Genomic DNA, 21,394 nt, shown 5'->3' with positions numbered 1-21,394 from the left:
CGTGGACGGTCTGTTCTGGAACATCCAGCTGGCCAACTACTACGCTGCCCTGGAAACCACGGCGGCGGCGGTGGCCGTGCTGATCCTGATCTCCAGCCTCGATGACCTGTTCATCGATGTCTGGTACTGGGTGCGCGAGAGCTGGCGGGCGCTCACCATCAAGCGTCGCGAGGCGTACCGGCCGCTGACCCAGGAAGACCTGATGCAGCGGCCGCAACAGCCGCTGGCGATCATGGTGCCGGCGTGGATGGAGTACGACGTCATCGCGCAGATGGTGGAGAACATGATCAACGTGCTCGACTACCGTGAGTACGTGGTGTTCGTCGGCACCTATCCCAACGACCAGCAGACCATCGACGAAGTGGAGCGCATGCGCCGCCGCTACAAGCGCCTGCGCCGCGTGGAAGTGCCGCATGACGGGCCGACCAGCAAGGCCGACTGCCTGAACTGGCTGATCCTGGCCATCTTCGATTACGAGAAACGCCACGACATCGAGTTCGCCGGGGTGATCCTGCACGACAGCGAGGACGTGCTGCACCCGATGGAACTGCGCTTCTACAACTACCTGCTGCCGCGCAAGGACATGATCCAGTTGCCGGTCACCTCGCTGGACCGCGAGTGGTACGAACTGGTGGCCGGCGTCTACATGGACGAGTTTGCCGAATGGCATGCCAAGGATCTGGTGGTGCGTGAAAGTGTTTCCGGCATGGTGCCGTCGGCGGGCGTCGGCACCTGCTTCTCGCGGCGCGCGCTGCTGGCACTGAGCGCGCAGACCGACAACCAGCCCTTCAACACCGACAGCCTCACCGAGGACTACGACGTCGGTGCGCGGCTGGCGGCGATGGGGATGCAGTCGATCTTCGCGCGCTTCCCGGTGCAGTTCCGCGTGCGTCGCCCGTCCTGGTTCGGCTGGGGCCCGGTACGCGAGCGCACCCAGCAGATGGCGCTGTGCGTGCGCGAGTACTTCCCCGACAACTTCCGCGCATCGTACCGGCAGAAGGCGCGGTGGGTGCTGGGCATCGGCCTGCAGAGCTGGGAGTCGCTGGGCTGGCGCGGCTCGCTGGCCACCAAGTACCTGCTGGCGCGCGACCGCAAGGGCATCATCACCTCGTTCGTCAGCATCATCGCCTACGTCATCTTCCTGCAGCTGCTGCTGTTCTGGCTGTTGAAGATGACCGGGCTGTGGACGATGCAGTTTCCCAGCGTGTTCCAGGCCGGTACCTGGCAGATGAACGTGGCGCTGCTGACCACGGCGGCGCTGGCCACCCGCGTCGTGCAGCGCTTCTACTTCGTCAACCGGCTGTATGGCTGGGAGCATGCGCTGATGTCGATCCCGCGCATGGTGGTCGGCAACATGATCAATTTCATGGCCACCCCACGCGCGTGGAAGGTGTTCCTGGCCTACCTGCTGTTCGGCAAGCGCATGGTCTGGGACAAGACCATGCACGACTTCCCGGATGCGGCGCAGCTGGTGCAGACCCGCAAGCAGCTCGGTGAGCTGTTGAGCACCTGGCAGGCGGTGGAACCCGAACGCCTGCAGCAGGCGCTGGATCAGCAGCAGGCAGGCCGCCAGCAGCCGTTGGGCCGCATCCTGCTCACCCAGGGCTGGCTGGATGATGAAACGCTGGCCGAGGCGATCGCCTTCCAGGGCGACCTGCCACGCGCGGTCATCGACGTGGACTACCTGCGCGCCTGCCAGTTCCCGGTCAGTGCCGATGCCTGCGTGCAATGGCGCATGCTGCCGCTGCCACCGCGCCAGCAAGGCACCCTGCGGCTGGCCGTCGCCAGCCCATTGCCCGAAGAGGCGTTGGCGCTGCTGAAGCAGGAAACCCGCAGCGAGCACGTCGAACAGAGCATCGCCCGCGAAAGCGAAATCAACGCGGGCCTGCGCCTGATCGGTGGCGACCGGCAGTGGCACCTGGACAACGTGCCCTTGCTGGGCGACCTGCTGGTGGAGATGCGCCTGATCGACCACGCGCGCTTCGAGATCGCACTGGACGACTACATGCCGCAGCGCGACGGCCGCATCGGCGATTACCTGGTCAAGCAGGGCATCACCACCGAGGAGGCCGTGGCCCAGGCCATGCAGGAGCAGCGTCGACGTGCGGCCGCGCTGCAGTCACCGCCTCCCGGAGCCTTGCCGGCATGAAGACCACGCTGCTGTCCACCGTCATTGCCGTCGCGTTGGCCACGGCCAGCGTATCGGTACAGGCCCAGGCCGATGCGCAGCTGCCATTGTCTGGAGCTGCCTACCGTATCGCCGAACAGGCGTTTGCCGCCTATGAGCGTGGTGACTACTCCGCGGCCTACCAGCAGTCCACTGAAGCGATCCGGCTGCGCCCGGACGTGGTGCGGCTGCGCCTGCTGCAGATCTATGCGCTGCAGAAACTGGGGCGGGGTGCAGAAGCGCAGCAGCAGGCGCGGCGTGCGCTGGACGCGGGGATGAAGGATCCGGCCTTGCCGGCGCTGGCCGCCGCTGCGCCCAGGACGGCCACAGGTGCGGCGCGTAGCGCAGCGGTACCGCGTGCACCCGCAACAGCGGCCGACCGCAACAACCGGCAGGCCTACATGCTGGCAACCGAAGCCTATGCGGCCTACGGCGCCGGGCAGATGGGCATCGCCGCCAGCAAGGCCGAGCAGGCGTTCCGGCAGCAGCCGAAACAGGGCGCATGGGCCCTGCTGTGGGTGGCGGCACTGGAGGCACAGCAACAGCCCGAACAGGCCGACGCCGCCATCGGCACCGCGCTGCAGCTGGGTGCACCGAATGCCGAGGCGCTGCGCGCGCGGCGCGTGGCACTGGGTCGCCAACGCGCCCTGCTGCAGACCCAGCAGGCCTATCAATCGCTGTCCGGAGGCGAGGATGCCGCCGCCATTGAGCAGGCACACGCTGCCGTGGAACTGGCCCCCGACGTGGCTTCATACCGGCTGCTATTGATCACCGCGCAGCTGCAGGGCGATCAGCTGGCCGACGCTGAGCACAGTGCTGATCAGGCATTGCAGGTAGATGCCAACGACCTCAATGCACGGGTCATGCGCGGTTACCTGCGCCAGCGCCAGGGCAGCACGTTGCGGGCCAATGAAGATTTCGACGCCGCGCTTGCCACGCCGGGATCAACCGCGCAGCAGCGCAACGTGCGACTGCTGGCGGTGGATGCGGCACTGGCCGCAGGTGATCGGGTACGCGCTGCTGCACTGCTGGCACCGTTGCAGGCGGCGGTACCGCCAGCTGAAGGCGATGCACGGACACGGCAGCTTCTGCAGCAGGGCATCGAGCAACGCAGCCGGGCGATCCGCTCCAGTCGCGAGCTTCCGCGTATGAGCGCGCAGACCTATCCGGCGCCGTTCCAGCACTGCCAGTCGGGCGACACAGGCAATGTCTGCGAGTTGATGCCGGCCGACCTGCAGGGCGACGGCGGTGCCGCACAGCGTGCCTATGCTGCCTACGCGCGCCAGGATTACACCGATGCCATCGGTGAGGCACGGCAGGCCGTGCAACTCGCACCGGACGACGCGAACCTGCAAGCCCTGCTGACCACCACGCTGGCAGCGGGCAACCGCGCACAGCAGGACGAAGCACGGCAGCGCCTGGATGCGGCACTGGCGCAGCGTCCTGATGACGCGGGGGCGCTGATGCAACGCGGCTACCTCAACCAGAAGGCCGACGAACCGGCGCGCGCACTGGCCGACTTCCGTGCCGCCGAGGCCACGGGCAAGGCACCGAAAAGCGTGGTGCTCGACCAGGCCTACGCCAGCGCAGCCAACGGCGATCATCCACAGGCGGTGTCACTGCTGCGTAGCGCCATCGACCGCGCCGACGTCGGTGAGCTGCCGCTGGATGAGCATCAGCGCTACAACGTACGCAATGCCATCGCCAACTATTCACGCGAGTGGGGCGTGGTCGCCTCGGCGGGTTTCCGGGGTGCGCGCCAGGCCGCAACCAATGTCGGCGGTGCGGCGATCAGTACGCCCGGCGATTCGGTGTTCAGTGCGCTGGAGGCGTTCTGGCGGCTCCCGGCCTTCAACGACCAGCATGGCACGCTGGAGCTCTACGCACGCCTGCTCAACACGCTGTACGACGAGGGCGGCACCTACGAGTCGATCCGTGCGGTGGATCCGTGCACCGGCGAATCAACGCCGGATGCGCGTGCACGCGCCGAGCGCCTCAGTCATTCGCGCTCGACCACCGGCTGGCCGTCCACCATCGCCTCGTTCGGCCTGCGCTACGCCTTTGGCCAGACCGGTTTGAGCGCCGGCATCGAGCGCCGCCAGTTCCTGGGCAGTGCCACCCGCCAGGGCGAGGTCTACCCCGCATCGGCAGCGGTGCAGTGCCGCCTGCAGCTGGCCCTGAACCGGCCACTGGAAGCCAGCACGCTGGCGCGCTACCGCTTGGCCAGCGGTTCCGGTGGATGGATGTCCTACCTGACCTACGGCTATTACCACGGCACCGATCTGCGCACCGATGTGCACCAGTGGTGGATGGTCAGTGGCTATGCGCAGGGGGGATATACCTGGGACGACAACGGTGCCACCTTCACCCTCGACGCGCTCGATGCCAACGGCACGCCGGTGCGGCGGATCGGCGACGCCAACGGGCGCCTGCATCGCGAACAGTGGTTCGCTGCCGGTGAACTGCGCGCCGGGCGCAGCTTCCGTTTCGGTGCCGGGCAGACGCACTGGGTGGTCACACCCTATGTCGTGGTTGGCGCCGATTGGCTGGACCAGCGCTCGCGCGTGCGCGACATCCGTTATCCGCCGTTCCCGGCGCAGTCGTTCGCGCTCAACGATACGCAGCGCAGCTGGTCACTTGGCGCAGGGCCTGGCGTCGGCGTGCGCTACTGGTTCCGCGAGGACCACTACAACACGCCGCGTTCCTACCTGGATCTGACCGTGCAGTACCGCTTTGCGATCGGCGGCGGTGATACGCAGCGCGCCAAGGGCCTGTTCGCCACCGCCATTCTCTACTACTGAGGCAGGCCCCAGCGTCGTCGCAGCGCCGCGGCCTGCGGCGTGTCCTGGGTCAGCCACGGCTCCAGCGCATAGACCAGCACGTGCTGCGCACCGCTGTCGCGTGCCCAGGCCAGCTGCCGCTGGATGCGCGCGGCATCGGCCGTTTCGCCCTTGAATCCGCTGCCGTCGGCAGGGCCGCCGGGCAGTTCGCGGAACAGTTCAACGATCGCATCGAAACCGATGCCGTGTGCGTGGAAATGATCGAGCAGCGGTTGCAGCTGCTGCACGTTGCCGGCGCCGGCCACCCCCACGCCGTCCTGCACCATGGGCCGCACGGCCGCGTGCGCGAGTACCGCCTGCCACAGCGTGATCAGGTTGCCATCGGTCTGCAGGCGGCTGAAGTAACAGGAGATCGCACAGTCACCGCCGCGTGCGCTGGTGGCCTGTACCAGGCCGTGCAGCCACTGTGCCAGCCACTGCTGGCGTGCCGGATCGGCCCAGTGGTACTGCTCCAGTTCGTAGGGCAGGTACCAGCCCCCGAAGGCGGGTTGCTGCGCCCAGGACGCCTGTGCCAACCACTGGCGTGCGTGCGCCAGGCTGTCGGCCAGGAAGGCCTGCAGCGTGGCATCGTCGGCACCAATGGCCTGCCACCAGCGTTGCTGGAAGGGCAGGCCGACACGGATGCGGATGTCGTTCTCGCTGGCGGCGGTGAACAGCTGCCGCAGGCTGCTGTCCGGCAACGACCAGTCGCCATCGCTGCCGCCGACGATGCCGGTCCACTGCAGTACCAGCTGCCGGCAGCTCAGCGTACGTGCAAGCTTCAAGGATCGCTGCCAGTCGGCCAGGCCCCACTGCAGGTGGCTGCGCCACGGCTGCAGGAAGGTGCCATCGACCTGCACCGGCAACGAGCAGCCGGGCAGGGTGGTCAGCGCAGCGGCCAGCGGTGCCAGCACTGCCGCGCGCAGCAACCGGCGGCGCAACGGCGAAGACGGATCCGCGGGAAGGTCAGGCCGAACCATGCCCGCATCATCCCAGAGCACCGTGCGCGGCAGGTGAACCACCGCCCGGTAGTGCCGGCCGCTGGCCGGCATCACCTACCGCTTATTCCAACGCATAGCGCAGGGTGAACAGCACCGCCACCAGCCACACCGCCGGATGCACTTCGCGCCAGCGCCCGGTACCGGCCTTCAGTGCGGCATAGGCGATGAAGCCGAACGCCAGGCCATTGGCGATGGAGTAGGTGAACGGCATCGCCAGCGCACACAGCGCGGCCGGCACCGATTCGGTCAGGTCGCTCCAGTCCACTTCCACCAGCTCACGCAGCATCAGCCCGGCCACGAACAGCAGTGCTGGCGCAGTGGCATAGCTGGGCACCATCGCCGCCAGCGGCGAGAACAGCAGCGCGGCCAGGAACAGTGCCGATACCACCAGTGCGGTCAGGCCGGTACGGCCACCTACCTGCACGCCCGAGGCGCTTTCGGCAAACGCGGTGGTACTGCTGGTACCGAGCATCGAGCCGGCCACGATCGCCGTGCTGTCGGCCAGCAGCGCACGGCCGAAGCGCTTCTGCGCGCCCGGAAGTTTCAGCAGGCCGGCGCGACCGACCACGCCGTACAGCGTGCCGGTGGCATCGAACACTTCCACCAGCACGAATACCAGCACCACCTGCAGCAGCACCGCGATCGGCGCGCCGCCGTCATGGTGCAGCAGGCCCGGCAGGTCCAGCTGCAGGAAGGTCGGCGCCAGGCTCGGCGGCAGCGAGACCAGGCCCTGGTACTGCACGTCGCCCAGCGCCCAGCCGGCGCCGGTCACTGCCAGGATGCCGATCAGGATCGCGCCGCGGATCCGGCGTGCTTCCAGCACCGCAATCAACAGGAAACCCGCCAGCGCCAGCAGCGGCGGCGCCGTGTTCAACGGGCCCAGCGCCACCAGCGTGTCTTCATTGCCGACGATCACACCGGACTTCTGCAGCGCGATGATCGCCAGGAACAGGCCGATGCCGGCCACGATCGCCGAGCGCAGCGACGAAGGAATGCCCGACACCAGCCATGCGCGCACGCCGGTCAGCGACAGCACCAGGAACACCAGGCCGGAGATGAACACCGCCGCCAATGCCTGCTGCCACGGCAGGCCGGCGGCACCGACCACGGTGAATGCGAAGAACGCGTTCAGGCCCATCCCCGGTGCCATGCCGACCGGGAAGTTGGCGGCCAGCGCCATCACCGCCGAACCCAGCGCGGCGGCCAGGCAGGTGGCCACGAACACCGCACCCGCATCCATGCCGGTGGTGCCGAGGATCTCGGGGTTCACGAAGACGATGTAGGACATCGTCAGGAAGGTGGTGACACCGGCCAGCAGCTCGGTGCGCACGGTGGTGCCGTGCTGCTGCAGCTGGAACAGGCGCTCGAACAGGGACATGGGGCGTCTCGCAAAGGTGTCGCCAGCAAGCAGGCGACCCACAGAAGGAGAAAGGCCGCGCGAGCGCGGCCTTTCCTGTTGCCTTACTTCAGCGCCTTGAAGCGCAGGCGCTTCGGCGCAGCGTCGTCGCCCATGCGGCGGCGCTTGTCTTCTTCGTACTCGCGGTAGTTGCCCTGGAAGAACTCCACGTGCGAGTCGCCTTCGAACGCCAGGATGTGGGTCGCGATGCGATCCAGGAACCAACGGTCATGCGAAATGACGAAGGTGTTGCCCGGGAACTCCAGCAGCGCATCTTCCAGCGCACGCAGGGTTTCGATGTCCAGGTCGTTGGACGGTTCGTCGAGCAGCAGCACGTTGCCACCCTGCAGCAGGGTCTTGGCCATGTGCAGGCGGCCACGCTCACCACCGGACAGCGAACCGACCATCTTCTGCTGGTCCTGGCCCTTGAAGTTGAAGCGGCCGATGTAGGCGCGCGACTGGATCTCGATGCCGTTGATGTTGAGGATGTCCAGGCCGCCGGCGATTTCCTGGAAGACGTTGTGGTTGCCTTCCAGCGCGTCGCGGCTCTGGTCCACGTAGGACAGCTTCACCGTCGGGCCGACCACGATCTCGCCGGTGTCCGGCTTTTCCTGTCCGGTGATCATCTTGAACAGGGTCGACTTACCGGCACCGTTCGGGCCGATGATGCCGACGATGGCGCCGGCCGGCACCAGGAAGCTCAGGTTGTCGAACAGCAGGCGATCGCCGAACTTCTTCGAGACGTTCTTGAACTCCATCACCGCATTGCCCAGGCGCTCGCCCGGCGGGATGAAGATTTCATTGGTCTCGTTGCGCTTCTGGTAATCGACCGACTGCAGCTCTTCCAGGCGGGCCAGACGGGCCTTGCCCTTGGTGCGGCCGCCCTTGGCGTTCTGGCGCGACCACTCCAGTTCCTTCTGGATCGCCTTCTGGCGAGCCTTTTCCTGGTTGTCTTCCTGCTTCAGGCGCTCATCCTTCTGGGTCAGCCAGTCGGTGTAGTTGCCCTTCCACGGAATGCCGCGGCCGCGGTCCAGTTCCAGGATCCACTCGGCGGCGTTGTCCAGGAAGTAGCGATCGTGGGTGACCGCCACCACGGTGCCGGTGTAGCGCGCCAGGAACTGTTCCAGCCATTCCACCGACTCGGCGTCGAGGTGGTTGGTCGGTTCGTCGAGCAGCAGCATGTCCGGCTTCTGCAGCAGCAGGCGGCACAGCGCCACGCGGCGCTTCTCACCACCGGACAGCTTGCCGACGATGGCATCCCACGGCGGCAGGCGCAGCGCATCGGCGGCCACGTCCAGCTGGTTTTCCAGGGTGTGCGCGTCGCCAGCGGCCAGGATCGCTTCCAGGCGCTCCTGTTCCTTGGCCAGCGCGTCGAAGTCGGCGCCTTCCTCGGCGTAGGCGGCGTACACCGCTTCCAGCGCGGCCTGGGCCTGCAGCACTTCGCCCACGCCTTCCTCGACCGCTTCACGCACGGTCTTGGTCGGGTCCAGTTCCGGTTCCTGCGCCAGGTAGCCGACCTTGATGCCCGGCTGCGGGCGGGCTTCGCCCTCGAAATCGGTGTCCACGCCGGCCATGATCTTCAGCACGGTGGACTTGCCGGCGCCGTTCAGGCCCAGCAGGCCGATCTTCGCGCCCGGGAAGAAGGACAGCGAGATGTCCTTGATGATCTGCCGCTTGGGCGGGACCACCTTGGACACGCGGTTCATGGTGTAGATGTATTGCGAGGACATGCGGTCTCCGTAGGCGCGGTCCTGCACCCGACCCGTCACGGGAACCTCCCGTTGCGGCAGCGGGCACAGACTGAAATGGAATACCGCCAATTATAGCCGGAACCGGTTCCGGGCCGCGCCCGGGAGGGGGCGCCGGGCTGGCCGCGGCCTGAATACCGCGTCACAGTCCTGCAGCAGGAAGCGTTTCCAGCCGGAAACGGTTCAGATCGGGTGCGCAATATGGGCTCACCACCCACCCAAGCAGAGGTCTGACATGCGCATCAATCGAGTAATGGCCAGCGCCGTGGCCTCTGTACTGGCGCTCGGTGCCGTGGCCCCGGCCTTCGCCGACGACGACCACCGCCGTGGCCATGACCGCCGCGAGTGGCGCGAGGATCGCCGCGAGTGGCGCCATGACCGCCGTGACTGGGAGCGCGACCGCCGTGAAGCCCGGCGCGACTACCGCCATGACCGCCGTGAATGGCACCGCGACCATGACCGCTACTACCGCCCGGCACCGCCGCGCGTGGTCTATCGCCCGGCCAATGGCCCCGGCTACGGCTGGAAGGTGGGTCACCGCTATCGCGACTACTACCGCGGCCCGGTCTACGTGGTGAACGACTACCCGCGCTACCACCTGCGTCGCCCGCCGCATGGCCATCACTGGATCCGCGACGACCGCGGCAACATGCTGCTGGTCGCCATCGCCACCGGTGTGATCGCCCAGTACGTGCTCAGCAGCCGCTGAGGATCGCGGCCGGGGGGCGGATCCCTTTCCAGCGGAAAGGGCTCTGACCCCACACCATCAATCGAAACCATACGGGGCCGGATTCCTTCGGGGATGCCGGCCCCGTCCGTTTCGGCCCCGGCAGCCCGGCGCGGGGCTACAATCGGGGGCTGAGCCGTACCCCCTTTTCCCTGCCTGCTGGAGTACCCGATGTTCCCGCGTGACGTCCGCATCGAATCCTACGATCCCGAACTGGCCAAGGCCATCGCCGCTGAGACCCAGCGCCAGGAAGACCACGTCGAGCTGATCGCCAGCGAGAACTACACCAGCCCGGCGGTGATGGAAGCCCAGGGCAGCCAGCTGACCAACAAGTACGCCGAAGGCTACCCGGGCAAGCGCTACTACGGTGGCTGCGAATACGTGGACATCGCCGAGCAGCTGGCGATCGACCGCCTCAAGCAGCTGTTCGGCGCGGACTACGCCAACGTGCAACCGCACAGCGGTTCGCAGGCCAACCAGGCCGTGTACTTCGCCCTGCTGCAGCCGGGTGACACCATCCTCGGCATGAGCCTGGCGCACGGCGGCCATCTCACCCACGGTGCCAAGGTCAATGCCTCGGGCAAGCTGTTCAACGCCGTGCAGTACGGCGTGAACGACCAGGGCCTGATCGATTACGACGAAGTCGAGCGCCTGGCCCTGGAGCACAAGCCGAAGATGGTCGTGGCTGGCTTCTCGGCTTATTCGCAGGTGATCGACTGGGCGCGCTTCCGCGCCATCGCCGACAAGGTCGGTGCCTACCTGTTCGTCGACATGGCCCACGTCGCCGGCCTGGTTGCTGCTGGCGTCTATCCCAGCCCGCTGGAACACGCGCACGTGGTCACCTCGACCACCCACAAGACCCTGCGCGGCCCGCGTGGCGGCATCATCGTCGCCAAGGGCGCCGACGAAGACTTGGTCAAGAAGCTGCAGTCGATCGTGTTCCCGGGCATCCAGGGCGGTCCGCTGATGCACGTCATCGCCGGCAAGGCCGTGGCCTTCAAGGAAGCGCTGGAACCGGGCTTCAAGGCCTACCAGCAGCAGGTGGTGAAGAACGCCCAGGCGATGGCCAACACGCTGATCGCGCGCGGCTACAAGATCGTCTCCGGCGGCACCCAGAACCACCTGATGCTGGTCGACATGATCGGCAAGGACGTGTCCGGCAAGGACGCGGAAGCCGCGCTGGGCAAGGCCCACATCACCGTCAACAAGAACTCGGTGCCGAACGATCCGCGTTCGCCGTTCGTGACCTCGGGCCTGCGCCTGGGCACCCCGGCGGTGACCACCCGTGGTTACGTCGAACAGGATTGCGTGGACCTGGCCAACTGGATCGCCGACGTGCTCGACGCACCGAACGATGACGCCGTCATCGCCCGCGTGCGCGACGCCGTCAGCGCGCAGTGCCGCAAGTACCCGGTCTACGGCTGATCGCAGCAGGGGTCGGATCGAAGCAGGGGTCGGATCCCTTCCCGCAGGGAAGGGCTCTGACCCCGGTATCGGAGCAACCGCGCATGGATGAGCGCCACCTCAAGTACCTCTACGCCGCGCTGGCGGTGCTGTTCGGCCTGCCCAGCCTGGCGATGGGCGGCGCGGCGGCGACGATGCTGTTGCTGATGGGGCTGGGCCAGTTTGGTCATGGCACGCTGGTCTCGGTAACGGTGATGCCGCTGTGGGGCCTGGCCGGCATTGCCGGCTGCCTGGCCTGGTTGTGGCTGAGCGCGGGTTTTCTGTTGCAGGGGCGTGCCGGGCTGCACGTGCACCGCCTCTGGTGGTGGATGCTGCTGGCGGGCGGTCTCGCCGCCTTGCCCCCGCTGGGGCTGGCGCTGTGGTGGGGCATCGCCGTGCACGGCGAAGGCCTCGGCTTGTTGCTGCTGGGCCCGTCGATGCTGGTGCCGGCTGCGATGCTGGTGTGGATCAAACGCTGCGGATGATGCGGCCCAGGGAAGGAAACCGAACGCATGGATGAGCGTCTGCACAAACGCTGGATGGCCATTGCCGGCCTATTGGTGGGCCTGCCCACGGTGGCCGCCGGAGGCACGGGTGCCGTGCTGGGTCTGATGGTCGTATGGGATGGCAAGTACCTGACCGGTGACGAGTACAGGATCCTGCTGCTGTGGTCGTCGGCCGGGATCATCGGCCTGCTGTCGTGGTTGTGGCTGAGCGGCCTGTTCCTGTGGCGCGGTGTTACCGGCCTGCGCCAATCGCCGGTTGTCGCCTGGATAGGCCTGGCGCTGGGAAGCCTGGCCGCGCTGGGCGTGGTCGCCGCCACGCTGTACTTCACCTTCAAGCGCGGGGAGATCTCGACCCTGGCCTTCTTCGGGTTCGGCCCGCCGCTGTTGGTGATGGCAGGGCATCTGGCGTGGCTGCGTTGGGCGCGCGCGGCCTCGGCGCCGCCGGCACCCGGTTGAACGCGCAGCGCTGACCGCGCTGGCGGTTCTGTTCGGCCGAAATGCAGGCACTTCCGCGCAGACAGCATTTGCTGCGGGGCCCTTTCTCAGGTACCTTTGCGACGCTGCCATGACCGTGGCAATAGGTACTTTCCTGAGCCAGGCGTTCCATGCACTGCCCCTTCTGCCAACATGCCGATACCCGGGTCATCGACTCGCGCGTCTCCGAAGACGGCGCGACGATCCGTCGTCGGCGTGAATGCGAAGCCTGTGGCGAGCGCTTCAGCACCATGGAAACGGTGGAGTTGAAACTGCCCGCCATCGTCAAGAGCGATGGCACCCGTGAAGCATTCGACCAGCGAAAGGTCCGCGCTGGCTTCGACCGCGCGCTGCAGAAGCGTGCGGTGGCCGAAGACAAGATCGAAGCGGCGGTACGCGCCGTGGTCCACCAGCTGCGCATCAGCGGCGAGCGCGAAGTGCCCTCGATCAAGGTCGGCGAGTTCGTCATGAACGAACTGCGCAAGCTCGACCATGTCGGCTATGTGCGCTTCGCGTCGGTCTACCGCAGCTTCGAGGACGTGGCCGATTTCCGCGAGGAGATCGAGAAGCTGGAGCGCGACCTGCCATCCAGTACCGAACAGCTGCAGCTGCTGGGCGACGTGATCGCCCTGACCAAGAAGAAGAAGGGCTGACGCCCCGGTAGATGCCAACCTTGGTTGGCACAGATATCTGCTTCGGTGGGTGCCAACCTTGGTTGGCACAGTGGCGCCCATCCACGCATGGCGTGGATCTACACCGCCACCAACGGCGCTACCATGGCCGCATGACCGCCCCGTTCTCCGTTCTCGACCACCTGCACATGGCCAACGCACTGCGTCTGGCCGAGCGTGCCGCCTACACCACCCGCCCCAACCCGATGGTCGGCTGCGTGATCGCCCACGGCGAACGCGTGGTCGGGCAGGGCTGGCACCAGCGTGCCGGTGGACCGCACGCCGAAGTGTTCGCGCTGCGCGAGGCAGGAAGCGAGGCGCGCGGTGCCACCGCCTACGTCACCCTGGAGCCTTGTGCGCACTACGGGCGCACACCGCCGTGTGCGCTGGCCTTGATCGAAGCGGGTGTGTCGCGCGTCGTTGCCGCGATGCGCGATCCGTTCCCGAAGGTCGATGGGGGTGGCTTCGATCTGCTGCGCAATGCCGGCATCGAAGTCGCTGAAGGGCTGATGGCGACGCAGGCACGTGAGCTCAACAAGGGCTTCCTGTCGCGTGTGGAGCGCAACCGGCCGTGGCTGCGGGTGAAGCTGGCGGTCAGCCTCGACGGTCGCACCGCGATGGCCGATGGTAGCTCCAAGTGGATCACCGGCCCGGCCGCGCGCGAAGACGTGCAGCACTGGCGCGCGCGCGCAGGTGCGATCCTGACCGGCGCCGAAACCGTGCTGGCCGACGATCCGATGCTGACCGTGCGCCTGGCGGACACCGAGGTGATGCCGCCACTGCGCGTGGTGCTCGATTCGCGCCTGCGTTCGCTCGAATGCAGCCGCGTGCGCGAGGGCGGGGCACCGACGCTGTACCTGCACGATGCTGCAGTGAGTGCACCGGATGCGGCCGATGCCGAATTCGCCAGCGTGCCCAGTGTTGACGGCCGTCTCGATCTTGGCGCGGTGTTGGCACTGCTGGCCGAACGCGGCATCAACGAGGTGCATACCGAAGCCGGCGCGACGCTGGCCGGTGCCTTGCTGCACGGCGGCTGGGTGGACGAACTGCTGCTGTATCAGGCGCCCACGCTGCTGGGCGATACCGGTCGCCCGCTGCTGGCTGGCCTCGGCATCGATGCCATGGACCAGCAGCGCCGCCTGCGCGTGGTTGACCAGCGTCAGGTCGGTGAGGACATCAGGCTGCTGCTGCGCCCGTGAGGGAATGACGCGAAGCAGGGGCGATGCCCTTGTCGTCAGGCTTCCTCGTCGTCTTCTTCGCCGACGGGGCACTGGCCCTTCCACTGCTGCTTCCACAGCCCATGCAGGTTGCGGCAGTACGCGCGCAGTGCCTCGCCCGGCAGTTTCCTCGCCTTCAATCGCAGCTGGTGACGGGTAAAACCGTCGTCGTACTCATGCGGCAATACCAGCACTGCGCACTGATCGTGATACATCAGGAACGCGTGGCAGTCGTCGTCTTCGCTCATCCACGCATCCAGCTGCCTGTCGCTCAGCAGGGTTGACTCGAAGGCAACCGCTGGGATGACCGAGAAGGTCGTAATCCTGGACTTGGGAGCTTTGGCTTGCCCGCACGCCACAAGCGCCAGCAGCGTCAGCAACATGACCATGGTCGACGTCGTGCGGTGTTTCATGCGGTTGCCCCGATGGAAGAGGGCAACAGCATTGACCATGCAGGCCACGCAGGGCCATGCAACGGTTCTGAAAGTGCGGCCGCCCTCGTCGTCGGCGACAATGAGCCGAGCGTGGGCTCGGCTCTACACGAGGCTCACGCGCACTCGTCGGTCCACATCATCTCGGCGATCGGGCGCAGCGCCTTGCATTCCTGCGTCATCTCATCGGCAGACTGCACCTGGGCCTTGGCCTTCAGTTCCTCGGCCATGGCGTCCACGCCGCTGATCTGGTCCGGTGCGACCTTCGCCACGCAGGCACGATGCTGCTGCAGCAACAGGTCGCAGCCCGGTACGCCGGTCACCTTCGGCGCGTTGGCCGCCTGCGCGTCCTGCATCCAGTCCTCGAACGGTGCCAGCGCACCGGCCACGGTGCCCACCAGGTCATCGAAGTTGCCGCTGTACCAGTAGCCGTTGTCCTTGGCCGGGTACAGGGTGAAGGTGCCGATGACCGGCACGCGCGCGCCACTCTGCAGCGCCTGCGTGTAGGCATCGGTGAACTGCTTGCGCGAGGCCGGGCTAGCGTGGGATGCAAGGCTGGCGGCGAACAGCGGGCGCACCTTGCCCAGGTCGGGCAGCTGGCAGCTGTAGGTGATCCGCGCCAGCTTCTGGTCTTCAACGTATTCGTTGTCTTCGATCACGCTCTTGGTCGCGCGGCACTTCGAATCACGCAGCGCTTTGGCATACAGCGCTTCGGTGGCTGCAGCGTCTACCTTGGCGCCGGTGCTGGCCAGTACGGTCTGCCAGGGTTCGGCCAATGCCTTGGCCAGCGCACCCGGGTTCGGGGTCACAGCGTCCTGGCCTTCGAATGCCGGTTTCAGTGCGTCGTTGAGCGCGCGCGTGGCGGTCGCGTCGTCTTCCAGCAGGGTGCGTGCATACAGGTCGAACGCCTGTTCGGGCGACAGCGTGGCCGGGGCGGCCGTGGCGATCAGCGGGGCGCACAGCAGCATGCTGGCCAGCAGAGTACGGGTGGGGGTCTTCATGACGGTGTTTTCCTGTTCCAGAGGCGCGCAAGCCTAGCGCATCTGCGTGGACTTTCGATGGCGCGATGGGGTCACGAGGTCGTGTATGCCGGCCAAAAAAACGGGCCCCTTGCGGGGCCCGTTCGATCGCACGACGAGGAGCGATCGCTGGATCAGAAGCTGGCGCGGACGCCGGCCGAGTACTGGGTGACGTCGCGGTAGCCGGAGATCTCGCCCACCAGACCCCAGGTCCTGGTGAAGTTGATCTGGCCACCGAGGGTGCCGACCCAGGTGCCCTTGTAGTTGTTGCCGCCGTCCATGTAACCGGCCTTGGCCCAGGCTTCGGTCATGCGCGACGGCTTGCCGCGGATGCCCATGGTGGCGCGGGCCAGGTTGGTATGGTCCTTGTAGCGGTCGCTGTAGCCGTCATAACGATCGGTCAGCTCGGCGTTCTGGCGCACCCAGGCGATGTCGGCGGTGAAGTCGACGCGGTCGGTCCACGGCATGTGGTAGCCGATGCCCAGCTCCGGCTGATTCAGTTCAACCTTCAGCGAACCGTCGCTGTAGTGATAGGTCTTGCTGGTGCGCGACCAGCCACCGAACACGTAGACCTGTTCGGCGATGGCCACAGAGCCACGCAGGTAGCCGCCGTCGACCTTCGGGTCGTCCAGTGCGTTGTCGTCAACCTTGACCTGCGTCCAACCGCCTTCAACGTAGGTGTAGCTCAGGGCGTCGGCCGAAGCCGAGAGCGGGGCGGCGGCCAGCAGGGCGGCCACGATCAGCATCTTGCGCATGGGAATTCCTGTGAATTTCAGTCCTTTGGCGGGCATGCCCAGCGGGCTGCCCGTGGCGACCTCATGTCGTCCGGGGCAGAATTTTAATGAAAGTTTTACAAATTGCGAGCGACGGCCGTCACAGCTGTGGCATCCGACCCCGTTCAGCACGGGCTGGTACACTAGCCACGCCGGTTCGCCGGTACACAAACGTCTTCAGGGCGGGGTGCAATTCCCCACCGGCGGTAGGTGCGCAAGCACGAGCCCGCGAGCGCCCCGGCCCACGGCCGGGGGTCAGCAGATCCGGTCCAATGCCGGAGCCGACGGTCATAGTCCGGATGAAAGAAGACGGTGCCACAGGGCTCATGCCCTGCGTGCGCCTGTTTGCCTTGCGGCGTTTTTCGCTCACTTTTCGCGGAGAACGTTACTTGTTTACTGGAATCATCGAAGGCGTCGGCCGTCTGGCCGCACGCGAATCCATCGGCGGCGATGTCCGCTTCACCTTCAATGTCGGGACTCTGCCGTTCGACAACGTGCAGATGGGCGAGAGCATTGCCATCAACGGCGTCTGCCTCACCGTCATCGCATTCGACGCCAGCAGCTTCCAGGCCGATGCCTCCACCGAGACCCTGGGCCTGACCACGCTGGGCCAGCTGGGCGAGGGTGCGGTCATCAACCTGGAACGCGCCATGCGCCCGACCGACCGCCTCGGCGGCCATCTGGTCAGCGGCCACGTCGACGGCCTCGGCCAGGTGCTGTCCATCCACGAAGACGCGCGTGCCCAGCGTTGGCGTTTCGCAGCTCCGGCCTCGCTGCGCCGCTACATCGCCAAGAAGGGCTCGATCTGCGTGGACGGCGTCAGCCTCACCGTCAACGAAGTGGACGATGAAGGTTTTGAAGTCGCCCTGATCCCGCACACGGTGGCCAACACCGCCTTCTCCGCCGCAGGCGTGGGCAGTGCGGTCAACCTTGAAATCGACCTGGTGGCCCGATACGTGGAGCGCCTGATCAGTGTGCCGGCCAACTGTCAGCACCCGCATGGAGATGCAGCATGAATTTCGCCCCGATTCCGGAGATCCTGGAAGACATCCGCCTGGGCCGCATGGTCGTCATCGTCGATGACGAAGACCGCGAGAACGAAGGCGACCTCATCATGGCCGCCGAGCTGGTCAAGGCCAGCGACATCAACTTCATGGTCACCCATGGCCGTGGCCTGGTGTGCCTGCCGCTGAACCGCACCCGCGCCGCCGATCTCGGCCTGGCGCCGATGGTGCAGGCCAATACCGCGCAGTTCCAGACCAATTTCACGGTCAGCATCGAGGCCGCCGAGGGCGTCACCACCGGCATCTCGGCGCATGACCGCGCGCACACCATCCGTACCGCGGTGAAGCCCAACGCCAAGCCGTCGGACCTGCACCAGCCGGGCCACATCTTCCCGCTGATCGCCCAGCCGGGCGGCGTGCTGACCCGCGCCGGCCACACCGAGGCGGCCGTGGACATGGCCATGCTGGCCGGGCTGGAACCGGCCGGCGTGCTGGTGGAGATCCTGAACCCGGATGGCAGCATGGCACGCCGCCCGGAACTGGAAGTGTTCGCCCGCGAGCACGGTCTGAAGATGGGCTCCATCGCCGACCTGATCGCCTACCGCCTGGCCACCGAAAAGACCGTCGAGCGTGTGGACGAGCGCGAGATCGAGACCGAGTTCGGCCCGTTCAAGCTGGTCACCTACCGCGACCGCATCGCCCACGACGTGCATTTCGCCCTGGTGCGCGGCACCCCGGATGCCGAAACGCCGACCCTGGTGCGCGTGCAGGTGGAAAACCCGCTGGCCGACCTGCTGCACTGGCGCCGCGATGACTTCGGCGTGGCTGCCACCGATGCCCTGCGCGCGATCGATGCCGAAGGCGCCGGCGCGATGGTGGTGCTGTCGGCCCCGCGCGACGGCGAGGCCCTGCTGGCCCGCCTGCGGCAGCAGCCGGCGCCGGTGGTACCGGGCAAGGACAAGGACGTGAGCCAGTGGCGCCGCAATGGTGCTGGCGCACAGATCCTGTCCGACCTGGGCCTGGGCAAGCTGCGCGTACTGGGCACCCCGCGCCGCCAGATCGGCCTGGCCGGCTACGGCCTGGAAGTGGTGGAGACGGTGACCCTGTAATGGGTAGTGCCGGGGGCGCGCGCGCCGCCCCCCCCCCCCCCCCCCCCCCCCCCGGGGGGGGGCCCCCCCCCCCCCCCGGGGGGGGGGCCCCCCCCCCGCCCCCCCCCCCCCGGGCCCCCATCGGCCACGGCCGGGGCCCATCCACGCTAGAATTACCCCCTTATCGAGTCCCCCCAAGCCGCATATGAGCCACTTCGAAGGCGATCTTCGCACTCCCGAATCGGCGCGCTTCGCCATCCTGGCCAGCCGCTGGAACGCCCGCATCACCGACACGCTGGTCGCTGGCGCCCGCCAGAGCCTGGCTGGCAACGGCATCACCGAAGCCAACATTGACGTGATCCGCGTGCCGGGTGCCTGGGAACTGCCGCTGGTGGCCGCGCGCCTGGCCGCCGCCCACGAACACGCCGCCATCCTTACCCTGGGCTGCGTGATCCGTGGCGATACCCGCCACTACGAGCACGTGGCCGATCGCTGCGCCGAAGGCCTGATGCGCGTGCAGCTGGACTTCGGCGTGCCGGTGCTGAACGGCGTGCTGGCGGTGGAACGCGTTGAAGACGCCGAGGCCCGCGCAGGCGGCAGCCACGGCAACAAGGGCGAGGAAGTCGCACTCGCCGCATTGGAAATGGTCAATCTTCTGGAGCAGCTGCCATGAACAAGAACACCCAGGGCAAGCCCTCCGGTAAACCCGTCCGCCGTGATGGCGTCGATCCGGTGCTGCGCTCGCGCGCGCGCCGTCGTGCTGTGCAGGCCATCTACGCCTGGCAGATCTCCGGCGGCAACGCCCAGTCGCTGATCGCCCAGTTCGCCCACGAGCAGGCCCGCGAAATCGCCGACCTGGCGTACTTCGAGGCGCTGCTGCACGGCGTGCTCGACAACCGCCGCGACATCGACGAAGCGCTCGGCCCGTACCTGGACCGTGGCATCGAAGAAGTGGACGCGATCGAACGCGCGGTGCTGCGCCTGGCGGCGTACGAGCTGCGCTACCGCTTGGACGTGCCGTACCGCGTGGTGATCAACGAAGCCATCGAATCGGCCAAGCGCTTCGGTTCCGAGCATGGCCATACCTACGTCAACGGCGTGCTGGATCGTGCCGCCGTGGAATGGCGGAAGGTCGAATCGGGTCACTGACCCACCTGTGGTAGTGCCGGGGGGGGGGCGGGGGCGGGCGGGGTAGAGGTGTTGGACCGCACGGGCGCGCACGACCGCCCCCCCCGCCGCGCTGGGCGCCGGGCCGGGCGCGGGGGGGGGGGGGGGGGCGGGGGCGCCCCCCCCCCCCCCCGCCACTACCGCCCACCGCGCACCGCGCGGCACGTACAACAGCGGGAACGCCCCATGTCCCTGGCCGAATTCGCCCTCATTGACCGCATCCGCGCCCGTACCCTCGAGCGCGACGACATCCTGCTCGGCATCGGCGACGACGCTGCGCTGCTGCAGCCGCGTGCCAATGAGCAACTGGTGGTCACTGCCGACACGCTCAACAGCGGCGTGCACTTCCCGGTGGAAACCCCGGCCTTCGACATCGGCTGGAAGACCCTGGCGGTCAACCTGTCGGACCTGGCTGCGATGGGCGCGCGCCCGGCGTGGTGCACGCTGGCGTTGTCGCTGCCGGAAGCCTCCGAAGACTGGATCGATGCGTTCGCCGATGGCTTCTTCGCCCTGGCCGATCAGCACGACATTGCGTTGATCGGCGGTGACACCACGCGCGGTCCGTTGTCGCTGTCGGTGACCGCGATGGGCCAGGTGGGACGTGGCCAGGCGCTGCGTCGCGACCGCGCGCAGGCGGGCGATGACATCTGGGTAAGCGGCACGCTCGGCGATGCCGCCGGTGCGCTGCGCCTATGGCAGCAAGCTGCGCTGAGCATCGCCACCGCCACGCTGCTGGCCGACTACGAAAGCCTGCGCCTGCGCCTGCTGCGGCCGACGCCGCGTGTGACCCTGGGCCTGCGCCTGCGTGCGTTCGCGCACGCGGCGGTGGATGTGTCCGATGGCCTGCTGGCCGATCTGGGTCACATCACCAGGCGCAGCAACGTGGCTGCACATGTCGATGCCGATTCGTTGCCGATCTCGCGCGCGCTGCGCGAGCTGCTCAGCCGCGATGGCGCCCGCGACTGCGCACTGCGCGGTGGCGACGACTACGAACTGTGCTTCACCGCCGCCGCCGACCAGCGCGACGCGCTGCACTACCTGGCCGAATCGCTGGACGTGCCGCTCACCCGCATCGGTCGCATTGCCGAAGGGCAGGGCGTGCATGTGGATGGCGAAGCCGCCGACGGCGGATACCAGCACTTCGTCTGATTGATGACGCCGGGCATGGCCCGGCGCTGCCACGCGACTGAAACCGCCGGGCATGACCGGGTGCTGCCGTATCGGTGCGCGGTTGCTGGATGACATCGACGCTGCAGAGCCGAGCCTACGCTCGGCTCACGCGCGAAGCGCGGCTTTCATCGCGATGTGCCCCATGGCAGCCGAGCATGGGCTCGGCTCTGCAGATGTCGCTAAGCTGCCTGCAACTGCACACCCAGTACTCAGTCAGCCTGCGGCTGCCTGCCGCGACGCTGCTGCAGGCAGGACTCACACGTGACCGTTGCCAGCGACCGCGCATCGTTGACCGCTGCCAGGGCCTGCTCCAGGATCGGCGCGAGGTCATGTGGCAGGCGCGCAGCGGCTTCGCCAAGAGTGGTGATGACATGGGGATAGAGAGGCTTGTACATCTCGGCATCCTTGTTCGCAGGGCGTGGGCGCTGTTGCTTCGACCCAACCCGTTCGGCGGTTGCCAACGGCTCACAGAGAGGCCGATGGTGCTGTCACTGCAGGCTCGCTGGACCAGGCAGCTGGCGCTCACGGCGGGCGCGGGTCAGAGCTGTGTGGTGCTGTTGGCGATATGTTCCT

At 67.3% G+C, this 21,394-nt stretch carries 20 protein-coding genes and 1 riboswitch; of the genes, 13 read left to right on the top strand and 7 right to left on the bottom strand.

Translation table 11 applies throughout. From position 1 onward, the window contains the following. Nucleotide 1 precedes the first annotated feature (1 nt). A complete protein-coding gene (locus tag V3B25_RS11640; protein WP_329810699.1) occupies nt 2-2,149 on the top strand; it encodes a glycosyl transferase family protein in 2,148 nt (715 codons plus the stop codon). Then, nucleotides 2,146-4,968: a hypothetical protein gene (locus V3B25_RS11635; RefSeq protein WP_329810698.1), complete on the top strand. Its 2,823-nt coding sequence runs from the start codon at nt 2,146-2,148 to the stop codon at nt 4,966-4,968. Before V3B25_RS11640 ends, V3B25_RS11635 begins: the two co-directional genes overlap by 4 nt. On the opposite strand, the gene V3B25_RS11630 is transcribed toward V3B25_RS11635, so the two are convergent. The 3 genes from V3B25_RS11630 to ettA form a co-directional block, all read right to left on the bottom strand. Further along, complete coding sequence (locus V3B25_RS11630) at nt 4,962-5,966, bottom strand: DUF4434 domain-containing protein (protein WP_193391275.1); 1,005 nt, start codon at nt 5,964-5,966, stop codon at nt 4,962-4,964. The two genes, V3B25_RS11635 and V3B25_RS11630, sit on opposite strands and share 7 nt — an antisense overlap. 82 nt (nt 5,967-6,048) lie before the next feature. After that, nucleotides 6,049-7,365, bottom strand: a complete 1,317-nt coding sequence (locus V3B25_RS11625) for an NCS2 family permease (RefSeq protein WP_262083098.1) — start codon at nt 7,363-7,365, stop codon at nt 6,049-6,051. An 83-nt stretch (nt 7,366-7,448) separates the two neighbouring features. Then, the gene (gene ettA / locus V3B25_RS11620; RefSeq protein ID WP_005408049.1) at nt 7,449-9,113 is read right to left on the bottom strand and encodes an energy-dependent translational throttle protein EttA; all 1,665 of its coding nucleotides are present in this window, start codon (nt 9,111-9,113) and stop codon (nt 7,449-7,451) included. Between the two features lie 253 nt (nt 9,114-9,366). Between ettA and V3B25_RS11615 the strand changes: the two genes are divergently transcribed. The 6 genes from V3B25_RS11615 (at nt 9,367) to ribD (ending at nt 14,151) form a co-directional block, all read left to right on the top strand. Further along, a complete protein-coding gene (locus tag V3B25_RS11615) occupies nt 9,367-9,840 on the top strand; it encodes an RcnB family protein (protein WP_329810697.1) in 474 nt (157 codons plus the stop codon). A 189-nt stretch (nt 9,841-10,029) separates the two neighbouring features. Next, nucleotides 10,030-11,283, top strand: a complete 1,254-nt coding sequence (gene glyA, locus V3B25_RS11610) for a serine hydroxymethyltransferase (RefSeq protein WP_010481990.1) — start codon at nt 10,030-10,032, stop codon at nt 11,281-11,283. A gap of 83 nt (nt 11,284-11,366) precedes the next feature. After that, complete coding sequence (locus V3B25_RS11605) at nt 11,367-11,786, top strand: hypothetical protein (protein WP_049462847.1); 420 nt, start codon at nt 11,367-11,369, stop codon at nt 11,784-11,786. A gap of 27 nt (nt 11,787-11,813) precedes the next feature. After that, a complete protein-coding gene (locus V3B25_RS11600) occupies nt 11,814-12,263 on the top strand; it encodes a hypothetical protein (protein ID WP_049462848.1) in 450 nt (149 codons plus the stop codon). 149 nt (nt 12,264-12,412) lie between these two features. Then, a complete protein-coding gene (gene nrdR, locus V3B25_RS11595; RefSeq protein WP_004143350.1) occupies nt 12,413-12,934 on the top strand; it encodes a transcriptional regulator NrdR in 522 nt (173 codons plus the stop codon). A gap of 131 nt (nt 12,935-13,065) precedes the next feature. Further along, the gene (ribD, locus tag V3B25_RS11590) at nt 13,066-14,151 is read left to right on the top strand and encodes a bifunctional diaminohydroxyphosphoribosylaminopyrimidine deaminase/5-amino-6-(5-phosphoribosylamino)uracil reductase RibD (RefSeq protein WP_049462849.1); all 1,086 of its coding nucleotides are present in this window, start codon (nt 13,066-13,068) and stop codon (nt 14,149-14,151) included. Nucleotides 14,152-14,186: 35 nt separating this feature from the next. Here ribD and V3B25_RS11585 read toward each other — a convergent pair whose 3' ends face one another. The 3 genes from V3B25_RS11585 to V3B25_RS11575 form a co-directional block, all read right to left on the bottom strand. Beyond that, complete coding sequence (locus V3B25_RS11585; RefSeq protein WP_329810696.1) at nt 14,187-14,558, bottom strand: hypothetical protein; 372 nt, start codon at nt 14,556-14,558, stop codon at nt 14,187-14,189. 158 nt (nt 14,559-14,716) lie between these two features. Beyond that, nucleotides 14,717-15,601, bottom strand: coding sequence for a hypothetical protein (locus tag V3B25_RS11580; RefSeq protein WP_329810695.1), 885 nt, complete (start codon nt 15,599-15,601; stop codon nt 14,717-14,719). 152 nt (nt 15,602-15,753) lie between these two features. Continuing rightward, on the bottom strand, nt 15,754-16,374 hold the full coding sequence (locus tag V3B25_RS11575) for a hypothetical protein (protein ID WP_329810694.1): 621 nt from the start codon (nt 16,372-16,374) through the stop codon (nt 15,754-15,756). Between the two features lie 187 nt (nt 16,375-16,561). Further along, a riboswitch (FMN riboswitch) is annotated at nt 16,562-16,707 on the top strand. Between the two features lie 74 nt (nt 16,708-16,781). On the opposite strand from V3B25_RS11575, the gene V3B25_RS11570 reads away from it, so the two are divergent. From V3B25_RS11570 to thiL, 5 genes are all read left to right on the top strand, one after another. Then, nucleotides 16,782-17,408, top strand: coding sequence for a riboflavin synthase (locus V3B25_RS11570; RefSeq protein ID WP_329810693.1), 627 nt, complete (start codon nt 16,782-16,784; stop codon nt 17,406-17,408). After that, a complete protein-coding gene (gene ribB, locus V3B25_RS11565) occupies nt 17,405-18,505 on the top strand; it encodes a 3,4-dihydroxy-2-butanone-4-phosphate synthase (RefSeq protein ID WP_329810692.1) in 1,101 nt (366 codons plus the stop codon). The genes V3B25_RS11570 and ribB overlap by 4 nt, the downstream gene beginning before the upstream one ends. A gap of 184 nt (nt 18,506-18,689) precedes the next feature. Continuing rightward, nucleotides 18,690-19,157 carry a 6,7-dimethyl-8-ribityllumazine synthase gene (ribH, locus tag V3B25_RS11560; protein WP_005408061.1) on the top strand — a complete coding sequence of 156 codons (468 nt, stop codon included), beginning with the start codon at nt 18,690-18,692 and terminating at the stop codon, nt 19,155-19,157. Next, a complete protein-coding gene (nusB, locus tag V3B25_RS11555; RefSeq protein WP_005408062.1) occupies nt 19,154-19,633 on the top strand; it encodes a transcription antitermination factor NusB in 480 nt (159 codons plus the stop codon). Before ribH ends, nusB begins: the two co-directional genes overlap by 4 nt. A gap of 204 nt (nt 19,634-19,837) precedes the next feature. Further along, complete coding sequence (gene thiL, locus V3B25_RS11550) at nt 19,838-20,800, top strand: thiamine-phosphate kinase (protein ID WP_080355461.1); 963 nt, start codon at nt 19,838-19,840, stop codon at nt 20,798-20,800. A gap of 230 nt (nt 20,801-21,030) precedes the next feature. On the opposite strand, the gene V3B25_RS11545 is transcribed toward thiL, so the two are convergent. Continuing rightward, nucleotides 21,031-21,216, bottom strand: a complete 186-nt coding sequence (locus V3B25_RS11545; protein ID WP_032128040.1) for a hypothetical protein — start codon at nt 21,214-21,216, stop codon at nt 21,031-21,033. Nucleotides 21,217-21,394 lie beyond the last annotated feature (178 nt).

It is taken from the genome of Stenotrophomonas sp. SMYL8, from assembly GCF_036320065.1.
GTDB classification, from domain to species: Bacteria; Pseudomonadota; Gammaproteobacteria; order Xanthomonadales; family Xanthomonadaceae; genus Stenotrophomonas; species Stenotrophomonas maltophilia_A.
The sequence above is the reverse complement of the archived record's forward strand: the minus strand, read 5'-3'. Positions and strand labels throughout refer to the sequence as shown.

Excerpts from the sequence above, each read along its gene's own strand:
- V3B25_RS11635 (WP_329810698.1), top strand. The coding sequence starts at position 2,146 with ATGAAGACCACGCTGCTGTCCACCGTCATTGCCGTCGCGTTGGCCACG.
- V3B25_RS11630 (WP_193391275.1), bottom strand. The coding sequence starts at position 5,966 with ATGGTTCGGCCTGACCTTCCCGCGGATCCGTCTTCGCCGTTGCGCCGC.
- V3B25_RS11625 (WP_262083098.1), bottom strand. The coding sequence starts at position 7,365 with ATGTCCCTGTTCGAGCGCCTGTTCCAGCTGCAGCAGCACGGCACCACC.
- ettA (WP_005408049.1), bottom strand. The coding sequence starts at position 9,113 with ATGTCCTCGCAATACATCTACACCATGAACCGCGTGTCCAAGGTGGTC.
- V3B25_RS11615 (WP_329810697.1), top strand. The coding sequence starts at position 9,367 with ATGCGCATCAATCGAGTAATGGCCAGCGCCGTGGCCTCTGTACTGGCG.
- glyA (WP_010481990.1), top strand. The coding sequence starts at position 10,030 with ATGTTCCCGCGTGACGTCCGCATCGAATCCTACGATCCCGAACTGGCC.
- V3B25_RS11605 (WP_049462847.1), top strand. The coding sequence starts at position 11,367 with ATGGATGAGCGCCACCTCAAGTACCTCTACGCCGCGCTGGCGGTGCTG.
- V3B25_RS11600 (WP_049462848.1), top strand. The coding sequence starts at position 11,814 with ATGGATGAGCGTCTGCACAAACGCTGGATGGCCATTGCCGGCCTATTG.
- nrdR (WP_004143350.1), top strand. The coding sequence starts at position 12,413 with ATGCACTGCCCCTTCTGCCAACATGCCGATACCCGGGTCATCGACTCG.
- ribD (WP_049462849.1), top strand. The coding sequence starts at position 13,066 with ATGACCGCCCCGTTCTCCGTTCTCGACCACCTGCACATGGCCAACGCA.
- V3B25_RS11585 (WP_329810696.1), bottom strand. The coding sequence starts at position 14,558 with ATGGTCATGTTGCTGACGCTGCTGGCGCTTGTGGCGTGCGGGCAAGCC.
- V3B25_RS11580 (WP_329810695.1), bottom strand. The coding sequence starts at position 15,601 with ATGAAGACCCCCACCCGTACTCTGCTGGCCAGCATGCTGCTGTGCGCC.
- V3B25_RS11575 (WP_329810694.1), bottom strand. The coding sequence starts at position 16,374 with ATGCGCAAGATGCTGATCGTGGCCGCCCTGCTGGCCGCCGCCCCGCTC.
- ribB (WP_329810692.1), top strand. The coding sequence starts at position 17,405 with ATGAATTTCGCCCCGATTCCGGAGATCCTGGAAGACATCCGCCTGGGC.
- ribH (WP_005408061.1), top strand. The coding sequence starts at position 18,690 with ATGAGCCACTTCGAAGGCGATCTTCGCACTCCCGAATCGGCGCGCTTC.
- nusB (WP_005408062.1), top strand. The coding sequence starts at position 19,154 with ATGAACAAGAACACCCAGGGCAAGCCCTCCGGTAAACCCGTCCGCCGT.
- thiL (WP_080355461.1), top strand. The coding sequence starts at position 19,838 with ATGTCCCTGGCCGAATTCGCCCTCATTGACCGCATCCGCGCCCGTACC.
- V3B25_RS11545 (WP_032128040.1), bottom strand. The coding sequence starts at position 21,216 with ATGTACAAGCCTCTCTATCCCCATGTCATCACCACTCTTGGCGAAGCC.